At 53.6% G+C, this 16,161-nt stretch carries 18 protein-coding genes; 11 read left to right on the forward strand and 7 right to left on the reverse strand.

Translation table 11 applies throughout. The features are described 5' to 3' along the window. Positions 1-60 precede the first annotated feature (60 nt). Entirely contained in the window at positions 61-762 is a 702-nt protein-coding gene (locus SK33_RS06625; RefSeq protein ID WP_211924219.1) for a DnaA inactivator Hda, read from the forward strand. 33 nt (positions 763-795) lie between these two features. On the opposite strand, the gene arsC is transcribed toward SK33_RS06625, so the two are convergent. Both arsC and bepA read right to left on the reverse strand, forming a co-directional pair. Beyond that, positions 796-1,155 (reverse strand): arsenate reductase (glutaredoxin), encoded by a 360-nt coding sequence (gene arsC / locus SK33_RS06630; RefSeq protein WP_048218383.1) that lies wholly within the window; start codon positions 1,153-1,155, stop codon positions 796-798. Positions 1,156-1,167: 12 nt separating this feature from the next. Further along, on the reverse strand, positions 1,168-2,631 hold the full coding sequence (bepA, locus tag SK33_RS06635) for a beta-barrel assembly-enhancing protease (protein ID WP_048218382.1): 1,464 nt from the start codon (positions 2,629-2,631) through the stop codon (positions 1,168-1,170). A gap of 226 nt (positions 2,632-2,857) precedes the next feature. Between bepA and SK33_RS06640 the strand changes: the two genes are divergently transcribed. The 4 genes from SK33_RS06640 (at position 2,858) to iadA (ending at position 6,386) form a co-directional block, all read left to right on the forward strand. Continuing rightward, positions 2,858-3,922, forward strand: coding sequence for an AI-2E family transporter (locus tag SK33_RS06640; protein ID WP_003037941.1), 1,065 nt, complete (start codon positions 2,858-2,860; stop codon positions 3,920-3,922). 166 nt (positions 3,923-4,088) lie between these two features. Continuing rightward, positions 4,089-4,748 carry a nucleoside recognition domain-containing protein gene (locus SK33_RS06645; RefSeq protein WP_003037944.1) on the forward strand — a complete coding sequence of 220 codons (660 nt, stop codon included), beginning with the start codon at positions 4,089-4,091 and terminating at the stop codon, positions 4,746-4,748. A gap of 1 nt (position 4,749) precedes the next feature. Next, on the forward strand, positions 4,750-5,211 hold the full coding sequence (locus tag SK33_RS06650; protein ID WP_003037948.1) for a YjiG family protein: 462 nt from the start codon (positions 4,750-4,752) through the stop codon (positions 5,209-5,211). A gap of 11 nt (positions 5,212-5,222) precedes the next feature. Then, entirely contained in the window at positions 5,223-6,386 is a 1,164-nt protein-coding gene (iadA, locus tag SK33_RS06655; protein WP_003037949.1) for a beta-aspartyl-peptidase, read from the forward strand. A gap of 153 nt (positions 6,387-6,539) precedes the next feature. Here the strand turns inward: iadA and bcp are convergent, their stop codons facing one another. Then, complete coding sequence (bcp, locus tag SK33_RS06660) at positions 6,540-7,010, reverse strand: thioredoxin-dependent thiol peroxidase (protein ID WP_003037951.1); 471 nt, start codon at positions 7,008-7,010, stop codon at positions 6,540-6,542. After that, entirely contained in the window at positions 7,010-7,582 is a 573-nt protein-coding gene (locus SK33_RS06665; RefSeq protein WP_003037954.1) for a glycine cleavage system transcriptional repressor, read from the reverse strand. Before SK33_RS06665 ends, bcp begins: the two co-directional genes overlap by 1 nt. 145 nt (positions 7,583-7,727) lie before the next feature. Between SK33_RS06665 and dapA the strand changes: the two genes are divergently transcribed. From dapA to ypfH, 6 genes are all read left to right on the forward strand, one after another. Next, positions 7,728-8,606: a 4-hydroxy-tetrahydrodipicolinate synthase gene (gene dapA / locus SK33_RS06670; protein WP_048218380.1), complete on the forward strand. Its 879-nt coding sequence runs from the start codon at positions 7,728-7,730 to the stop codon at positions 8,604-8,606. A 16-nt stretch (positions 8,607-8,622) separates the two neighbouring features. Beyond that, on the forward strand, positions 8,623-9,657 hold the full coding sequence (gene bamC, locus SK33_RS06675; RefSeq protein ID WP_032937846.1) for an outer membrane protein assembly factor BamC: 1,035 nt from the start codon (positions 8,623-8,625) through the stop codon (positions 9,655-9,657). A 111-nt stretch (positions 9,658-9,768) separates the two neighbouring features. Next, positions 9,769-10,482 (forward strand): phosphoribosylaminoimidazolesuccinocarboxamide synthase, encoded by a 714-nt coding sequence (purC, locus tag SK33_RS06680; RefSeq protein ID WP_003037964.1) that lies wholly within the window; start codon positions 9,769-9,771, stop codon positions 10,480-10,482. Positions 10,483-10,611: 129 nt separating this feature from the next. Then, the gene (gene ypfJ / locus SK33_RS06685) at positions 10,612-11,478 is read left to right on the forward strand and encodes a KPN_02809 family neutral zinc metallopeptidase (protein ID WP_003037967.1); all 867 of its coding nucleotides are present in this window, start codon (positions 10,612-10,614) and stop codon (positions 11,476-11,478) included. A 15-nt stretch (positions 11,479-11,493) separates the two neighbouring features. Beyond that, entirely contained in the window at positions 11,494-13,509 is a 2,016-nt protein-coding gene (locus SK33_RS06690; protein ID WP_048218379.1) for a tRNA(Met) cytidine acetyltransferase TmcA, read from the forward strand. Between the two features lie 73 nt (positions 13,510-13,582). Beyond that, complete coding sequence (gene ypfH / locus SK33_RS06695) at positions 13,583-14,281, forward strand: esterase (RefSeq protein ID WP_003037972.1); 699 nt, start codon at positions 13,583-13,585, stop codon at positions 14,279-14,281. A gap of 103 nt (positions 14,282-14,384) precedes the next feature. Here the strand turns inward: ypfH and SK33_RS06700 are convergent, their stop codons facing one another. Genes SK33_RS06700 through SK33_RS06710 form a run of 3 tightly spaced genes read right to left on the reverse strand, consistent with a single transcriptional unit; the run spans position 14,385 to position 16,100 of the window. Continuing rightward, complete coding sequence (locus SK33_RS06700; RefSeq protein WP_003037974.1) at positions 14,385-14,585, reverse strand: membrane protein; 201 nt, start codon at positions 14,583-14,585, stop codon at positions 14,385-14,387. 27 nt (positions 14,586-14,612) lie between these two features. After that, positions 14,613-15,740 carry a succinyl-diaminopimelate desuccinylase gene (gene dapE / locus SK33_RS06705; RefSeq protein ID WP_003037976.1) on the reverse strand — a complete coding sequence of 376 codons (1,128 nt, stop codon included), beginning with the start codon at positions 15,738-15,740 and terminating at the stop codon, positions 14,613-14,615. Positions 15,741-15,743: 3 nt separating this feature from the next. Next, positions 15,744-16,100: an ArsC family reductase gene (locus tag SK33_RS06710; protein WP_048218378.1), complete on the reverse strand. Its 357-nt coding sequence runs from the start codon at positions 16,098-16,100 to the stop codon at positions 15,744-15,746. Positions 16,101-16,161: the final 61 nt, after the last annotated feature.

Genomic DNA, 16,161 nt, shown 5'->3' on the forward strand with positions numbered 1-16,161 from the left:
CGCGACGCATTTCTGTGTTAAACTCAACGCGATTTTATGAAATCCTGGGTTGAGGTATCTCTGAACACACCGGCACAGCTCTCTTTGCCACTTTATCTTCCTGACGACGAAACTTTCGCAAGTTTCTGGCCGGGGGATAACTCCTCTTTACTGGCTGCACTGCAAAACGTGCTGCGTCAGGAACATAGCGGGTATATTTATCTCTGGTCGCGTGAAGGCGCTGGCCGTAGTCATTTGCTGCATGCAGCCTGTGCGGAACTGTCCGCGCGCGGCGATGCGGTAGGCTACGTGCCGCTCGACAAACGTACCTGGTTCGTCCCCGAGGTGCTCGACGGGATGGAGCATTTATCGCTGGTATGCATCGATAACATCGAATGTGTGGCCGGTGATTCGCTGTGGGAAATGGCGATCTTTGATCTCTACAACCGTATCCTGGAGTCGGGGAAAACACGCCTGCTGATCACCGGCGATCGTCCACCAAGACAGTTGAATCTGGGATTGCCAGATCTCGCTTCGCGTCTGGACTGGGGGCAAATCTACAAGCTGCAACCACTTTCCGATGAAGATAAGCTGCAGGCGTTGCAATTACGCGCCAGACTTCGCGGATTTGAACTGCCGGAAGATGTGGGCCGCTTTCTGCTTAAGCGTCTGGATCGGGAAATGCGTACGCTGTTTATGACGTTGGATCAGCTTGATCACGCATCGATCACCGCCCAGCGTAAGCTGACCATTCCGTTCGTAAAAGAAATTCTGAAGCTGTAAGCGCCGCAGCCAAATGACTGCGGCAGGTTTCGGTTAACCGACGATTTCCAGTACCTGCTCCGGCGGACGTCCAATTCGAGCCTGACCTTTGGCAACTACGATCGGGCGCTCCATCAGTTTTGGGTTTTCCACCATTGCCTGAATCAGCGCATCTTCACTCAGATTTTTGTCCGCCAGGTTAAGCGATTTATAGAGATCCTCTTTCTGGCGCATCAGCTCACGCGCGCTGGACATACCCAGCATCTGCAGAAGTTCATGCAGGGTCGCGGCGTCAGCCGGGGTTTCCAGATACAGCACCACTTCCGGGTCCACGCCATTGGACTTCAGTAATTCCAGCGTTTCACGGCTCTTGGAGCAGCGTGGGTTATGGTAGATTTTAATCGCGTCTGACATTTTTCTTTCCTGTTACATCTTGGTGTACGGTTTAAAGCGCTCTTGCAGCTGGCGTAGCTGGTCGATACGAGCATCGTATCTGGCCTGTTGCTGGCTACCCAATTTCACCTGAGAGCTTGCGCTGCTGAGCATCGAAATCGCCTGATCCAGACGTCCAGCGAGGGCATACCCCTCCGCCCGCGCCGCCAGCTCCTGATCGCGGTTGTTCAGGTTGGCTTCCGTTTGCGCTAACAGATCCCAGCCGTTAGGGTCGTCCTTATGGTTAAACGTATAGCGATTCAGGATGGTTGCCGCCTCTTTAGCTTGTTCGCCCTGTAGATACGCATTCGCCAGGTTGAGCTGCAGTACCGGGTTAGTGCGCAGGTCGCGGGCGTTTTTCAGGCGGTTAATGGCATCACTGGTTTTCTTCTGGCCGAGATCGATATCCGTTGCCAGGTCGAGATACCAGGCATTGTTCGCGTCTGCTGCCAGCAGCGGTTGCAGCGCTTTACGCGCCTCGTCATATTTGCTGGCTTCCATCGCCTGCAATGCCCGACCATATTGCGCCGCACGTTGCTCACGTACGTTGCCTTTCGACCAGTTACTCAGCAGGTCATCGGTCAACTGGTTACGACCAGAGTTGTACATGCCCAAGGTTCGTGCCTTAGCCAGATAAAAATCTTCTGACGACTGGACGACCACCGGACGCATCTGGTTGGCGCGGTTACGGGCATCCGACAGGCGGCTTTCAGGCAGAGGGTGAGTCAGCAAAATTTCCGGCGGACGCGAAGAGTAACGGGCCTGATCGAGCAGTTTTTCGAGGAACGTCGGCATGGCCTGGGGATCGAATCCCGAGCGTTGTAGCACCTGAATACCGATGCGATCTGCTTCCTGTTCGTTTTGTTGCGTAAAGCTAATCATCCCCTGACGTGTTCCCGCCAGCGTACCGGTCAGCGCCGCCATACCCGCTTGCGGGCTAGCCATCGCTAATAAAATTGAACCTAGCGCACCTACCCACGTTAGCGGCGCACTGCGTTTCTGATCTTCCATTGCACGCGCCAGGTGGCGCTGAGTGACGTGGGAGATTTCGTGCGCCATGACCGATGCTAACTGGCTTTCGTTGTCGGAATAGCGGAACAGTGCGGAGTGCAAGACAACGTTGCCGCCAAAGAAAGCAAAGGCGTTGATTTCATCGTTGTTAATCAAAAAGAATGTGAAGGGTGTTTTTACCGAGTCGGCGTGCGAGACCAGACGCATCCCCAGCGCATTAATGTATTGGGTGAGCAATGGATCATTAATTAATGGCGCACTGCCGCGCAGTTGGCGTACGTAATAATCGCCCATCTGCATTTCCTGTCCTATGGAAAGCGTACTGCCTGCCGACGTTCCCATATCAGGCAGGGTGTCCGCAGTATCAGCAAATGCGGGCGCAACCTGACCGATAGTCAGTGCGGCAATGAGGGTAGCAACCAGGTTTTTTTTCAACTGCCTGAACATAACCTCTGTCCTGTATTCTTTTTTGAGATAGCCATTTGACCAATGCTGTGAAGTATCGTTCACACTCCGCAAGCTTACGGAGTGTAACTGCGAAACCTGACGATGAACACCCAGGAAAAATGTCTTTTCACTTTGCGTAATCAGCCATAAAAAGCGAAGTCTTTTTTGTGACATTTCGATACAATTCGGGATCGCAATCCCGCTATTGGGTTCATGGAAGGGTTTTATGCTCGAAATGTTGATGCAATGGTATCGTCGCCGCTTTAGCGACCCCGAAGCCATCGCCCTGCTGATTATTCTGGTTGCCGGTTTTGGCATCCTGTTCTTTTTTAGCGGTCTTCTGGCGCCGCTACTGGTCGCCATAGTGCTGGCGTACCTGCTTGAATGGCCGACTGTGCGGCTGGAACATATTGGGTGTTCACGGCGTTGGGCGACATCGATTGTGCTGGTGGTGTTTGTCGGTATTTTGCTGCTGATGGCGTTTGTGGTGATGCCCGTTGCATGGCAGCAGGGGATCTATCTGATCCGCGACATGCCTGGCATGCTTAATAAATTGTCTGATTTTGCTGCTACCTTGCCGCGGCGTTATCCGGCGCTGATGGATGCGGGCATCATTGATGCGATGGCGGAAAATATGCGCTCGCGAATGCTCACCATGGGCGATTCGGTGGTGAAATATTCGTTAGCCTCACTGGTTGGATTGCTGACCCTGGCGGTCTATCTGGTTCTCGTCCCGTTGATGGTGTTCTTCCTGATCAAAGATAAAGGACAGATGCTGAACGCCGTGCGCCGGGTGCTGCCGCGTAATCGTGGGCTGGCGGGGCAGGTGTGGAAAGAGATGAACCAGCAAATCACCAACTATATCCGCGGAAAGGTGCTGGAAATGGTGGTGGTCGGCGTGGCGACCTGGCTCGGCTTCCTGCTGTTTGGTCTCAACTATTCGCTGCTGCTGGCGGTGCTGGTAGGGTTCTCTGTGCTGATCCCGTATATCGGCGCTTTTGTGGTGACGATTCCGGTAGTTGGCGTGGCGCTGTTTCAGTTCGGGCTTGGCACCGAGTTCTGGAGCTGTTTTGCCGTGTACCTGATTATCCAGGCGCTGGACGGCAATCTGCTGGTTCCCGTGCTGTTCTCCGAGGCGGTCAATCTGCATCCACTGGTGATTATTCTCTCCGTGGTGATTTTCGGTGGTCTGTGGGGATTCTGGGGCGTATTCTTTGCGATCCCTCTGGCGACGTTAATCAAAGCGGTAATGCACGCCTGGCCGGATGGTCAGGTCGTTGACGAACCCTAATCTGCAAGATCCGGCGATATCATGTCGCCGGATCCGAACTTGTCTGACCTCTATCCACACTTTCTGAATAATCTCTTCTGCTGTCGTTTTTCTCCGCATTTGTCTTTAACTTGACCTGCGTGATGTCTTTCTGTCACGCAAGGAATAAGACCAACAGGAGAACAAAATGGGTCACAACACACACACGCAGCAAAAGGTAGGATGGGGCGGTTATCTCGCTTTTTTTATTACGATTATCCTTTTTTCCGGCATGTTTGCGAAAAGTACCGAATGGTGGCGGGTCTTTGACTTCACCGTCCTCAACGGCGCGTTTGGGCAGATTAATGCCACAGGCGATACGGCGGTCTCTTTTCGCGGCTCTGGAGGGATGGGAGCCAAAGACGGCTTCTTATTCGCGCTTGAGCTGGCACCTTCCGTCATTCTTTCACTCGGGATTATTTCCGTCACCGAAGGATTGGGGGGGTTACGTGCGGCACAACAGCTGATGACGCCGGTCCTGCGCCCGTTACTCGGTATTCCGGGAGTTTGTTCGCTGGCGCTAATTGCGAATTTGCAAAATACCGATGCCGCGGCCGGGATGACCAAAGAGATGGCGGAAGAGGGCATTATTACTGAACAGGAGCGTGCCATTTTTGCCTGCTGGCAAACCAGCGGCAGCGCGTGTATTACCAACTATTTTTCCTCTGGCGCTGCGCTGTTTACGGTGGTTACCGTTCCGGTGATTACGCCGCTGGCGGTGATCCTTGTCTTCAAATTTGTGGGAGCGAACCTGCTGCGTTTGTGGATTGCGCAGCTGGAAAATCGCCGTCTGCAGCAGGAGGTCTGAGATGACAACGCAGGTACGTAAAAACGTCATGGATATGTTTATCGATGGCGCGCGGCGCGGGTTTACAATTGCTACAACCAGCCTGTTACCTAACGTGGTGATGGCGTTTGTGATTATTCAGGCGCTGAAGGTGACGGGATTGCTCGAGATTGTCGGGCGGGTGTGCGAACCGGTGATGGCGTTGTGGGGGCTACCGGGGGAATCTGCCACCGTGCTGCTGGCGGCGGTGATGAGTATGGGAGGCGGCGTCGGCGTTTGTGCCAGTCTGGTTGTTGCTGGTACGCTTTCGGGACATGATGCGACTGTATTGCTACCGGCTATCTACCTGATGGGCAATCCGGTGCAAAATGTGGGACGCTGCCTGGGAACTGCGGGGGTCCATCCCCGTTACTACCCGCTGATTATTGCGGTATGCGTCATTAATGCGCTGCTCTCTATTTGGGTTATGCAGGTAATTGCCTGACAAGGAAGGTTATGAACTGTTCAATTCTTAATTTGACGTTGTTCCAGCAGGGACACGTGTACGCGCCGGAAGATTTAGGGCGACAGGATATACTGGTCTCCGGCAGTAAAATTGTTGCCATCGCCCCGTCAATTTCTCCTGAAGACTTTCCCGGTTGTGAGTGTATCAATCTTGACGGCGCGATTGTGTGCCCAGGATTTATCGATCAACACGTCCATCTGATTGGCGGCGGCGGGGAAGCAGGGCCGCATACCCGCACGCCGGAAGTGCGCTTGTCACGCCTGGTTGAAGCTGGTGTAACTTCGGTGGTGGGTTTGCTGGGTACCGATGGCATTACCCGTCATCCGGAATCGCTGCTGGCAAAAACCCGCGCGCTGGAGTTTGAAGGCATCAGCGCATGGATGCTTACTGGGGCGTATTCTCTGCCTTCCCCGACGATCACCGGCAGCATCGATCGTGACGTGGCGCTGATCGATAAAATCATTGGCGTAAAATGTGCGATTTCGGACCATCGTTCCTCAGCCCCAGATACCTCGGTGCTGGCAAACATGGCAGCGCAGTCGCGCGTCGGTGGATTGTTAGGACGCAAACCGGGGATCAGTGTATTCCATATGGGCGATAGCCCGCGCATGCTGGAACCGTTGTACCAGATCCTCAACTGCTGCGATGTGCCGATTACTAAACTGTTGCCGACACACGTTAACCGTGCGGAACCGTTGTTCCAGGCGGCGCTGGAGTATGCTCGTAAAGGTGGTTATATCGACATTACCAGCAGCATTGATGAGCCCGTCGACCCCGCCACGGCTATCGCCACGGCGCTGCGGCAGAACGTGCCACTGTCGCGCATTACCCTTAGCTCGGATGGCAACGGCAGCCAGCCGGAATTTGATGAGTTAGGTAATCTCATCGGTATCGGTGTCGCGGGGTTTGAATCACTGGCTGAAACGGTGCGCCAGTTGGTGAAAGTTCATGCCATACCGCTGGAACAGGCGCTCTGTCCGCTGACGCGTACGGTCGCAGAATTTTTAGGGCTCGAACATAAGGGGCGCCTGGCGGTGGGATGCGATGCGGACATTCTGGTGCTTAACGATGCGTTGGAGGTTAATCACCTTTGGGCGAAGGGAAAAACCGTGGTCAGAGAAAAGAAGGCCTGCGTAAAAGGGACGTTTGAATAAACGTTTATGCGGATGTCAGCCTGAAAAAGTACAGATTCACGTTTATGCCGGGTGGCGGCTACGCCTCACCCGGCCTACAAGTTTCGCAATATTAATAAGCTGCGCAGGCCTGATAAGCGAAGCGCCATCAGGCTTTTTCCAGCAAAACGTAAATCAGGCGTTCTCTTTCAGCCAGTTCAGTACCACGTCGTGGTGATTGCTGGTTTTGAAGTCATCGAACACGTGCTCAATTTTGCCTTCGGCATCAATCAGGAAGCTGATGCGGTGGATGCCATCGTAGGTTTTGCCCATAAATGACTTCTCACCCCAGACGCCGAACTGCTCGCAAACCTGATGATCTTCATCGGACAGGAGCGTGAAATTCAGGACTTCTTTCTCCGCGAATCGGGAAAGCTTCTCTGGTTTGTCGGTGCTGATCCCCAGCACTTCAACACCAGCTTTTTTTAACTCATCCATGTTATCGCGCAAGCCGCAGGCCTGTACGGTACAGCCGGGTGTCATGGCTTTCGGGTAAAAATAAACCAGAACACGCTGTCCCTGGAAGTCGGTTAAATTTACTTGTTCTCCGTCTTGATCCGGCAAGCTAAATTTCGGTGCGATATCACCGGCTTTCAGTGGGTTCATTACTTAACTCCATCCTGTTCATCATGCTGTGAGTAATTGACGACGTTAATACTGCCTTGCGCATTGAGTTCTGTACAGAGTGCTTTAAACGCATCTTCAATATTTGCCGAATCATGTGACGCAGGACTATGTGCGGTAATTTGAATAAACAACTGCGCCGCCTTTCCATTCTCAGCCGGTTGCGTGCGTGAAACCAGTTCCGCAATATTCATTTGGTGGCTGTCAAACAGTGCGGTGAAGCGTTCAATCAAATGGGGAGAATCAGGGACATCGACCTGCACCCATACCGTAGCAGGCATCGCCGGACGAGGGCGCGCGGTCGTGCGCTTCATCACAATGAGTAAATCCAGCTCTGCGCCTTTTAATGGCAGGGTTGATTCAATCAGGGTGATGGCATTCCAGGTGCCCGACAGCAACATGATAAACGTGAACTCATCACCCAGCATGGCCAGTCGGCTGTCTTCGATATTACAGCCGCAACTGCTGACATGACGTGTGATGGTGTTCACAATTCCTGGGCGGTCGGCACCCAGCGCAGTGATGACCAGATAGTGTTGCGATGACGATGTCAAACCTGTTCTTCCTTTGAGCGGTGAGGTAATCATAAGGAAAGCATAAAAAAAACATGCATACAACAATCAGAACGGCTCTGGTCGCTTGCTTTTATTGTCGTACCAAACGTACCATTGAGACACTTGTTTGCACAGAGGATGGCCCATGTTCACGGGAAGTATTGTCGCGCTTGTTACGCCGATGGATGAGAAAGGTAAAGTCTGCCGGTCGAGCCTGAAAAAACTGATTGATTATCATGTCGCCAGCGGCACCTCGGCGATCGTTTCTGTTGGCACCACCGGTGAGTCCGCCACCCTGAGTCATGATGAACATGGCGATGTGGTGATGATGACGCTGGAGCTGGCTGACGGGCGTATTCCGGTTATTGCCGGAACCGGCGCCAATGCGACCGCGGAAGCCATTAGTCTGACGCAGCGTTTCAACGACAGCGGTGTTGTTGGCTGCCTGACGGTGACGCCTTACTACAACCGCCCAACCCAGGAAGGTTTGTTCCAGCATTTCAAAGCCATCGCTGAGCATACTGACCTGCCGCAAATTCTGTATAATGTGCCGTCCCGTACTGGCTGCGATATGCTGCCGGAAACCGTTGGTCGTCTGGCGAAAGTTAAAAATATTATCGCTATTAAAGAGGCCACGGGGAACTTAAGTCGCGTTCACCAGATCAAAGAGCTGGTTTCGGACGACTTTATTCTGCTCAGCGGTGATGACGCGACCGGACTGGATTTTATGCAGCTCGGTGGTCATGGCGTGATTTCCGTAACGTCTAACGTTGCGGCACGTGATATGGCTGAAATGTGCAAACTGGCGGCAGCCGGGCAATTTGCCGAGGCGCGGGTGATTAACCAGCGTCTGATGCCGTTACACAACAAACTATTTGTCGCACCCAATCCTATTCCCGTGAAATGGGCGTGTAAGGAGTTGGGACTTGTGGCGACCGATACGCTACGTCTGCCGATGACGCCAATCACGGACAATGCTCGTGAAATCGTCAAAGCGGCGCTTAAGCATGCCGGTTTGCTGTAAAGTTTAGGGAGATTTGATGGCTTACTCAGTACAAAAGTCGCGCCTGGCCAAGGTTGCGGGTGTTTCGCTTGTTATGTTGCTCGCGGCCTGTAGCTCTGACTCGCGCTATAAGCGCCAGGTGAGCGGTGATGAATCCTATCTGGAGGCCGCACCGCTTGCTGAGCTTCATGCTCCAGCTGGGATGATTTTGCCGGTTATGTCGGGCGACTATAATATCCCGGTAACCAACGGCAGTGGTGCCGTGGGTAAAGCGCTGGATATTCGTCCACCGGCTCAGCCGTTAGCGTTAGTCACTGGCGCTCGCACGCAAATCGCAGGCGATACCTCAACGTTGTTGGTGGAAAATGGTCGTGGCAACACGCTGTGGCCGCAGGTCGTGAGCGTCATTCAGTCTAAAAACTACACGATCACCAAACGTGATGATGCCAGCCAGACGCTGACCACCGACTGGGTCGACTGGAACCGTCTGGATGAAGACGAGCAGTACCGTGGACGTTATCAAATCTCGGTTAAACCGCAGGGCTATCAGCAAGCGGTAACGGTGAAACTGGTTAACCTCGAGCAGGCGGGTAAACCCGTAGCCGATGCGGCATCAATGCAGCGTTACAGCGCTGAGATGATGAACGTTATCTCTGCTGGTCTGGATAAGAACGCCACCGATGCCGCGAATGCCGCGCAGAACCGCTCTGCAGCCACCATGGATGTTCAGAGCGCAGCCGATGACACCGGTTTACCAATGCTGGTGGTACGCGGGCCGTTCAACGTGGTGTGGCAGCGTCTGCCAGCAGCGCTTGAGAAAGTGGGGATGAAGGTAACCGACAGCACCCGTTCTCAGGGTAGCATCGCGGTGACCTACAAACCTCTGTCTGATAGCAGCTGGCAGGAGCTGGGCGCAAGTGACCCAGGTCTGGTATCCGGCGACTATAAACTGCAGGTCGGTGATTTAGACAACCGCAGTAGCTTGCAGTTTATCGATCCGAAGGGGCATACCCTGACGCAAAGCCAGAACGACGCGCTGGTCGCCGTCTTCCAGGCAGCGTTCAGTAAGTAAAAATAAAGGGCTGGATAACTCCAGCCCTTTTTTTCTGATATGATACGCAAACGTGTGCGTCGGCAGAAAAACGCAATATTTATCGTTAATTCACACCCAGGAGTAATAAAGATGCAAAAGCAAGCTGAGTTGTATCGTGGTAAAGCGAAGACCGTATACAGCACGGAAAACCCGGACCTGTTGGTGCTCGAATTCCGCAATGATACGTCAGCAGGGGATGGCGCGCGCATTGAACAGTTTGACCGTAAAGGCATGGTGAACAACAAATTCAACCATTTCATTATGACTAAACTGCAAGAAGCGGGTATTCCTACCCAGATGGAGCGACTGCTTTCTGATACCGAATGTCTGGTGAAAAAGCTGGATATGGTACCGGTTGAATGTGTGGTACGTAACCGCGCGGCAGGCTCTCTGGTTAAGCGTTTAGGCGTTGAGGAAGGTATTGAACTGAATCCGCCGCTGTTTGATCTGTTCCTGAAAAACGATGCTATGCACGATCCAATGATTAACGATTCCTATTGCGAAACTTTTGGTTGGGTGAGCAAAGAGAATCTGGCACGTATGAAAGAGCTGACCTACAAAGCTAACGACGTGCTGAAAAAGATGTTTGATGATGCTGGTCTGATTCTGGTCGATTTCAAACTTGAGTTTGGTTTGTATAAAGGTGAAGTCGTCCTGGGTGATGAATTCTCACCGGACGGTAGCCGCCTGTGGGACAAAGAAACGCTGGATAAAATGGACAAAGATCGCTTCCGCCAGAGTCTGGGCGGCCTGATCGAAGCCTATGAAGCCGTCGCGCATCGCCTGGGTGTGAAGTTAGACTAATCTTCCCCCTGAGCCGGCGATCGCTCTCCGGCTCATTAACCCCACCTGATTTGATTACTATTTCTTATGGTAATCCTGTTCCGAACCGCCTACGATCATCATCATAATGAATAAAAAGTTGAGGTGATTATGCGCTGGCAAGGGCGTCGTGAAAGTGACAACGTGGAAGACAGACGAAACAGCTCTGGCGGCGGCCCCTCTATGGGTGGGCCTGGTTTTCGTCTGCCCAGTGGTAAAGGCGGTATCATCCTGCTGATTGTGGTGCTGGTGGCGGGTTATTATGGCGTGGATCTCACCGGATTAATGACCGGCCAGCCGGTCTCCCAACAACAATCATCACGCTCCATCAGCCCAAACGATGATGAAGCGGCAAAATTTACCTCGGTGATTCTGGCTACAACAGAAGATACCTGGGGACAGCAGTTTGAAAAAATGGGCCGCACCTACCAACAGCCGAAGCTGGTGATGTACCGGGGCGCGACGCGCACCGGCTGCGGCGCGGGCCAGTCCGTGATGGGGCCGTTTTATTGTCCGGCAGATGGTACGGTATATATCGACCTTTCATTCTATGATGACATGAAAAACAAGCTGGGCGCTGATGGTGATTTTGCGCAGGGCTATGTTATCGCCCATGAAGTGGGTCACCACGTGCAGAAACTGCTGGGTATTGAACCGAAGGTTCGCCAGATGCAGCAGAACGCCTCACAAGCTGAGGTGAACCGTCTTTCCGTTCGTATGGAACTGCAGGCGGACTGCTTTGCCGGTGTCTGGGGCCACAGCATGCAGCAGCAGGGCGTGCTGGAGTCTGGTGACCTGGAAGAGGCACTAAACGCCGCACAGGCCATTGGTGACGATCGTTTGCAACAGCAGGGACAAGGACGCGTCGTACCGGACAGCTTTACTCACGGAACCTCTGAACAGCGTTTTACCTGGTTCAAACGCGGTTTTGATAGCGGCGATCCGGGACAATGTAATACCTTTGGTAAAGGTATTTAAGATACAGAGGCAGGGATGTCCGATAACACGGCGCTGAGGGCGTTAACCGAACAGATGGCTCGTGAGGGGATCCGTCGTTTGCTGATTATCAGCGGCGAGGAGAACTGGTGTCAGGGGCAGGCGTTAGCGCTACGCGACATATTACCCGGCGACTGGTTGTGGGTAGGGGCGAATGCCCCTGCTGAACCGAACTGTACGCCACAGGCGCTGCAAACGTTACTGGGGCGCGAGTTTCGTCATGCAGTTTTCGACGCCGGGCAGGGATTTGACGCTGCGGCGTTTGCCGCCTTAAGCGGTACACTGCTTGCCGGCAGTTGGCTGGTTTTGCTGACCCCACCCTGGCATTCCTGGCACACGCATCCAGACGTGGATTCACTACGCTGGAGCGATTGTGCTGAGCCCATTCCCACACCGCACTTTGTTGAGCACGTCAAACGGGTGATTTCCCTCGATAGACAGGCTCTGCACTGGCAGCAGCATCAGCCGGTTTCCTGTCCGCACTTTCCTGCTCGCGCAGCTTGGCTTGCGGCAACCGGCGAACCCCAACCAGAACAGGCGATGATGTTAAATCATTTGCTGGCTATGCCTCCCGGTGTGGTTGCGGTGACGGCCGCACGGGGTCGGGGCAAATCCGCTCTGGCAGGGCAACTCATAGCGCGGATTAACGGCACTGCGATTGTGACCGCACCTGCCAAAGCTGCAACGGATGTGCTGGCACAATTTGCTGCAGAGCGTTACCGCTTTATGGCGCCGGATGCACTATTAAGCAGTTCTGAAACCGCAGACTGGCTGATTGTGGATGAAGCCGCCGCGATCCCCGCGCCGCTGCTACACCAACTGGTGGCGCGTTTTCCTCGTACGCTGTTAACCACTACAGTACAAGGCTACGAGGGAACGGGTAGAGGCTTCTTGCTGAAATTCTGCGCCCGCTTCCCCAATCTTCGACGCTATGAGTTGCAACAACCCGTACGCTGGGCGCAGGGATGTCCGCTGGAGCAAATTGTCAGCGATGCGCTGGTGTTTGATGATGAAACGTTCACGCATGCCCCATTGGGGGAGCTTCACTTCTCGGCATTTGAGCAACAGTCCTGGGATGCTAGCCCGGCGCTGCCGTTAGCGGTATACCAGTTGCTCTCCGGAGCGCATTATCGCACCTCGCCATTAGACCTGCGGCGAATGATGGACGCGCCTGGTCAGCATTTTCTTCAGGCATCAACCGCTGACTCAGTGGCGGGTGCTGTCTGGCTGGTCGATGAAGGGGGACTATCCGCAGAATTAAGCCAGGCCGTCTGGGCCGGATATCGTCGACCGAGGGGGAATCTGGTTGCGCAGTCGCTGGCGGCGCACGGTGGTGACCCGTTGGCGGCGACGCTCGTCGGGAGGCGAGTCAGTCGAATTGCGGTTCATCCTGCGCGCCAAAGAGAAGGTATTGGGCAACAGCTGATTATGCTGGCCCACCACTATTCCACATCGTGTGACTATCTGTCGGTCAGTTTTGGGTATACGGCTGAACTATGGCGTTTCTGGCAGCGCTGCGGTTTTGTGCTGGTGCGAATGGGAAATCACCGGGAAGCCAGCAGCGGCTGTTATACCGCCATGGCGTTGCTGCCCATCAGCGAAGCGGGAAAGCGCCTTGCCGAGCGGGAGCACCAGCATTTGCGGCGTGACGCGGAAATCCTTGCGCGATGGAATGGTGAGAGCATTCCGCTGGTCCCGCTGAAAGAGACTACGCTTAATGAGGATGACTGGGCTGAGCTGGCTGGGTTTGCCTTCGCGCATCGGCCATTATTGACGTCGCTAGGCTGTCTGAGTCGTCTGCTTGAGCACAGTGAATTACCTCTTCCGGCATTGCGCGGACGTATACAGGCTAAACGCAGCGACGCCGAATTGTGCCAACAGCTGAAGATCTCAGGTCGTAAAGCGCTGCTGGTCGTTCAGCGCGTCGAAGCGGCACAAGCGTTAAATCAGCTGGATGCTGAACGTGAACAGCGGCTACATAATCGCATTATGCAATGGCAATTTTTTCACTAACATCTTCAATTTCCTGGCATGGTCATTGCGGTTAAGCGGCGTAGAATGATTCTCATCAGTTAAGGAGATCGCCATGAAACATGACCATTTTGTTGTTCAAAGTCCCGATAAACCCGCTCAACAGCTACTGCTGCTGTTTCATGGCGTCGGGGATAACCCGGTTGCCATGGGTGAAATTGGCTCCTGGTTTGCGCCGCTGTTTCCGGATGCGTTAATCGTCAGCATTGGCGGGGCAGAGCCTTACGGTACGACTTCCGGACGTCAGTGGTTTTCGGTACAGGGCGTAACGGAAGAGAACCGCCAGGCGCGTATCGACGCGATTATGCCGGTGTTTATCGAAACCGTGCGCTACTGGCAGAAACAAAGCGGCGTTTCACCGCAGGCAACCGCGCTGATTGGTTTTTCTCAGGGTTCGATTATGTCGCTTGAGAGCATCAAAGCCGAGCCGGGGCTGGCGTCGCGGGTCATTGCCTTCAATGGTCGCTATGCCACCTTACCGGAGGTTGCAACTACCGCAACGACGGTGCATTTGATTCACGGTGGTGAAGACCGGGTGATAGAGCTCTCCCATGCCGTTGCCGCGCAGGAGGCATTAATTGCTGCGGGTGGGGATGTGACGCTGGATATCGTCGAAAACCTGGGGCACGCCATTGATGAACGCAGCATGCAGTTTGCGCTCGATCATCTGCGTTTTACCGTACCGAAGCACTACTTTGATGAAGCGCTGAGCGGCGGTAAGCCTCACGATGATGATGTGATTGAGATGATCTGATTGATAACCGTAGGCCGGATAAAACGCGGAGCGTTGCCATCCGGCACTTAACGCCCGGTGGCGCTAACGCTTACCGGGCCTACGTGACTTATTGGCCTGGAAATTATTTCTTCGGTTGATCCTTGTTCGGCCAATCGTCGTCGTCATCCCATTTATCGTTAAAGTCACGATGCGGGGGAAGCTCCGGTTTGTTGGCCAGATATTTCTTTGGATCGACGCGCTTGAGATCTTTGATAACGTTAAGCAGCACGCCTACCAGAAACACCAACACCAGAATCCACCAATATTTTGCTAGCCAGTCCATGTATTTTTCCTCTTGCAGGAACACTCATCAGGCGACGAGTTGCTCCATGATACGTTGATACATACGGGCAAGCAGCTGCAGGTCGGCGGCATTAACACATTCATTTATTTTATGAATAGTGGCGTTGACCGGCCCAAGTTCGACTACCTGTGCCCCCATGCGGGCAATAAAGCGCCCGTCGGACGTCCCGCCTGTAGTCAGTAACTGCGGTTTAATCTCATTATAGTGCTCAATGGCGTTCACTACTGCATCCACCAGTTTACCGCGTTCAGTCAGGAACGGCTGACCGGAAAGCCACCAGTCGACGGTATAGCGCAACTGATGTTTCTCCAGCAGCGCGTGAACTCGTGCTTTAATCATCTCATCGGTCAGCTCAGTGCTGAAACGGAAGTTGAACTGGATAAACAGTTCTCCGGGGATAACGTTGTTGCTGCCGGTACCTGCCTGAATATTGGCAATCTGCATGCTGGTCGCTGGGAAGAACTCGTTACCCTGGTCCCACTCAATCGCCACCAGTTCGTTGAGCATTGGCGCCGCGCGGTGTACCGGATTATCGGCCAGATGCGGATAGGCTACGTGCCCCTGCACGCCATGAATGGTCAGGTTGCAGGTCAGTGAACCACGACGTCCATTCTTGACCACGTCGCCAACGATTTCCGTGCTGGACGGTTCGCCAACCAGACAATAATCCAGTCGCTCATTACGCGCCATCAGTGCTTCAACCACCTTTACGGTGCCGTTTTTGGCGCTGGCTTCTTCGTCGGACGTTATCAAAAATGCCAGACGACCCTGATGGTTTGGATGCTGGGCGACAAAACGCTCTGCGGCCACGACCATCGCTGCCAGTGAGCCTTTCATATCGGCAGCGCCACGCCCGAACAGCATGCCATCGCGAATGGTCGGTTCGAACGGTGGATTGATCCAACGATCGACATCGCCGGCGGGCACTACGTCGGTGTGACCGGCAAATGCCAGGGTCTCACCTTTACCGCGCCATGCCCAAAAATTCTGTGTGTCACCAAAATCCATACGCTCAACGGTAAAACCTACCGCGCGCAGGCGTTCAATCATTAACGCCTGGCACCCGGCATCATCCGGGCTCAGGGAAGGACGGCGAATAAGCTGCTGTGTCAGCTCAATAACCGGGCACGACATAGACTACACCTCATTAAAAAACAGAGTATAACTGGATTCACTGAAACCAAGCAGCATAGGCTTACCCGGCGCGCAGAGCAATGGGCGTTTGATAATTGCTGGCATTTCAATCATCAATGCGGTGGCGGAAGCCGCATCGGTGATTTGACTGCGCGTGGATTCATCGAGTTTACGCCAGGTGGTTCCACGTGTATTGATCAGCGCTTCCCAACCTAATTCGCTGATAAAGGACTGTAATAGCGTATTGTCAAGACCGTCGACGCGATAATCATGAAAGCGATAGTCAATACCTTGTGCTTCCAACCAGCGTCTGGCTTTTTTAATCGTGTCGCAATTCTTAATGCCGTAGAGGGTGATCATTTGAATCCTTATTGACGTAATTTGAATATTTATTCTTTTATTATGTGGCAATGAATAATAC

Source organism: Citrobacter sp. MGH103 (assembly GCF_001034475.2).
Lineage (GTDB): Bacteria > Pseudomonadota > Gammaproteobacteria > Enterobacterales > Enterobacteriaceae > Citrobacter > Citrobacter freundii.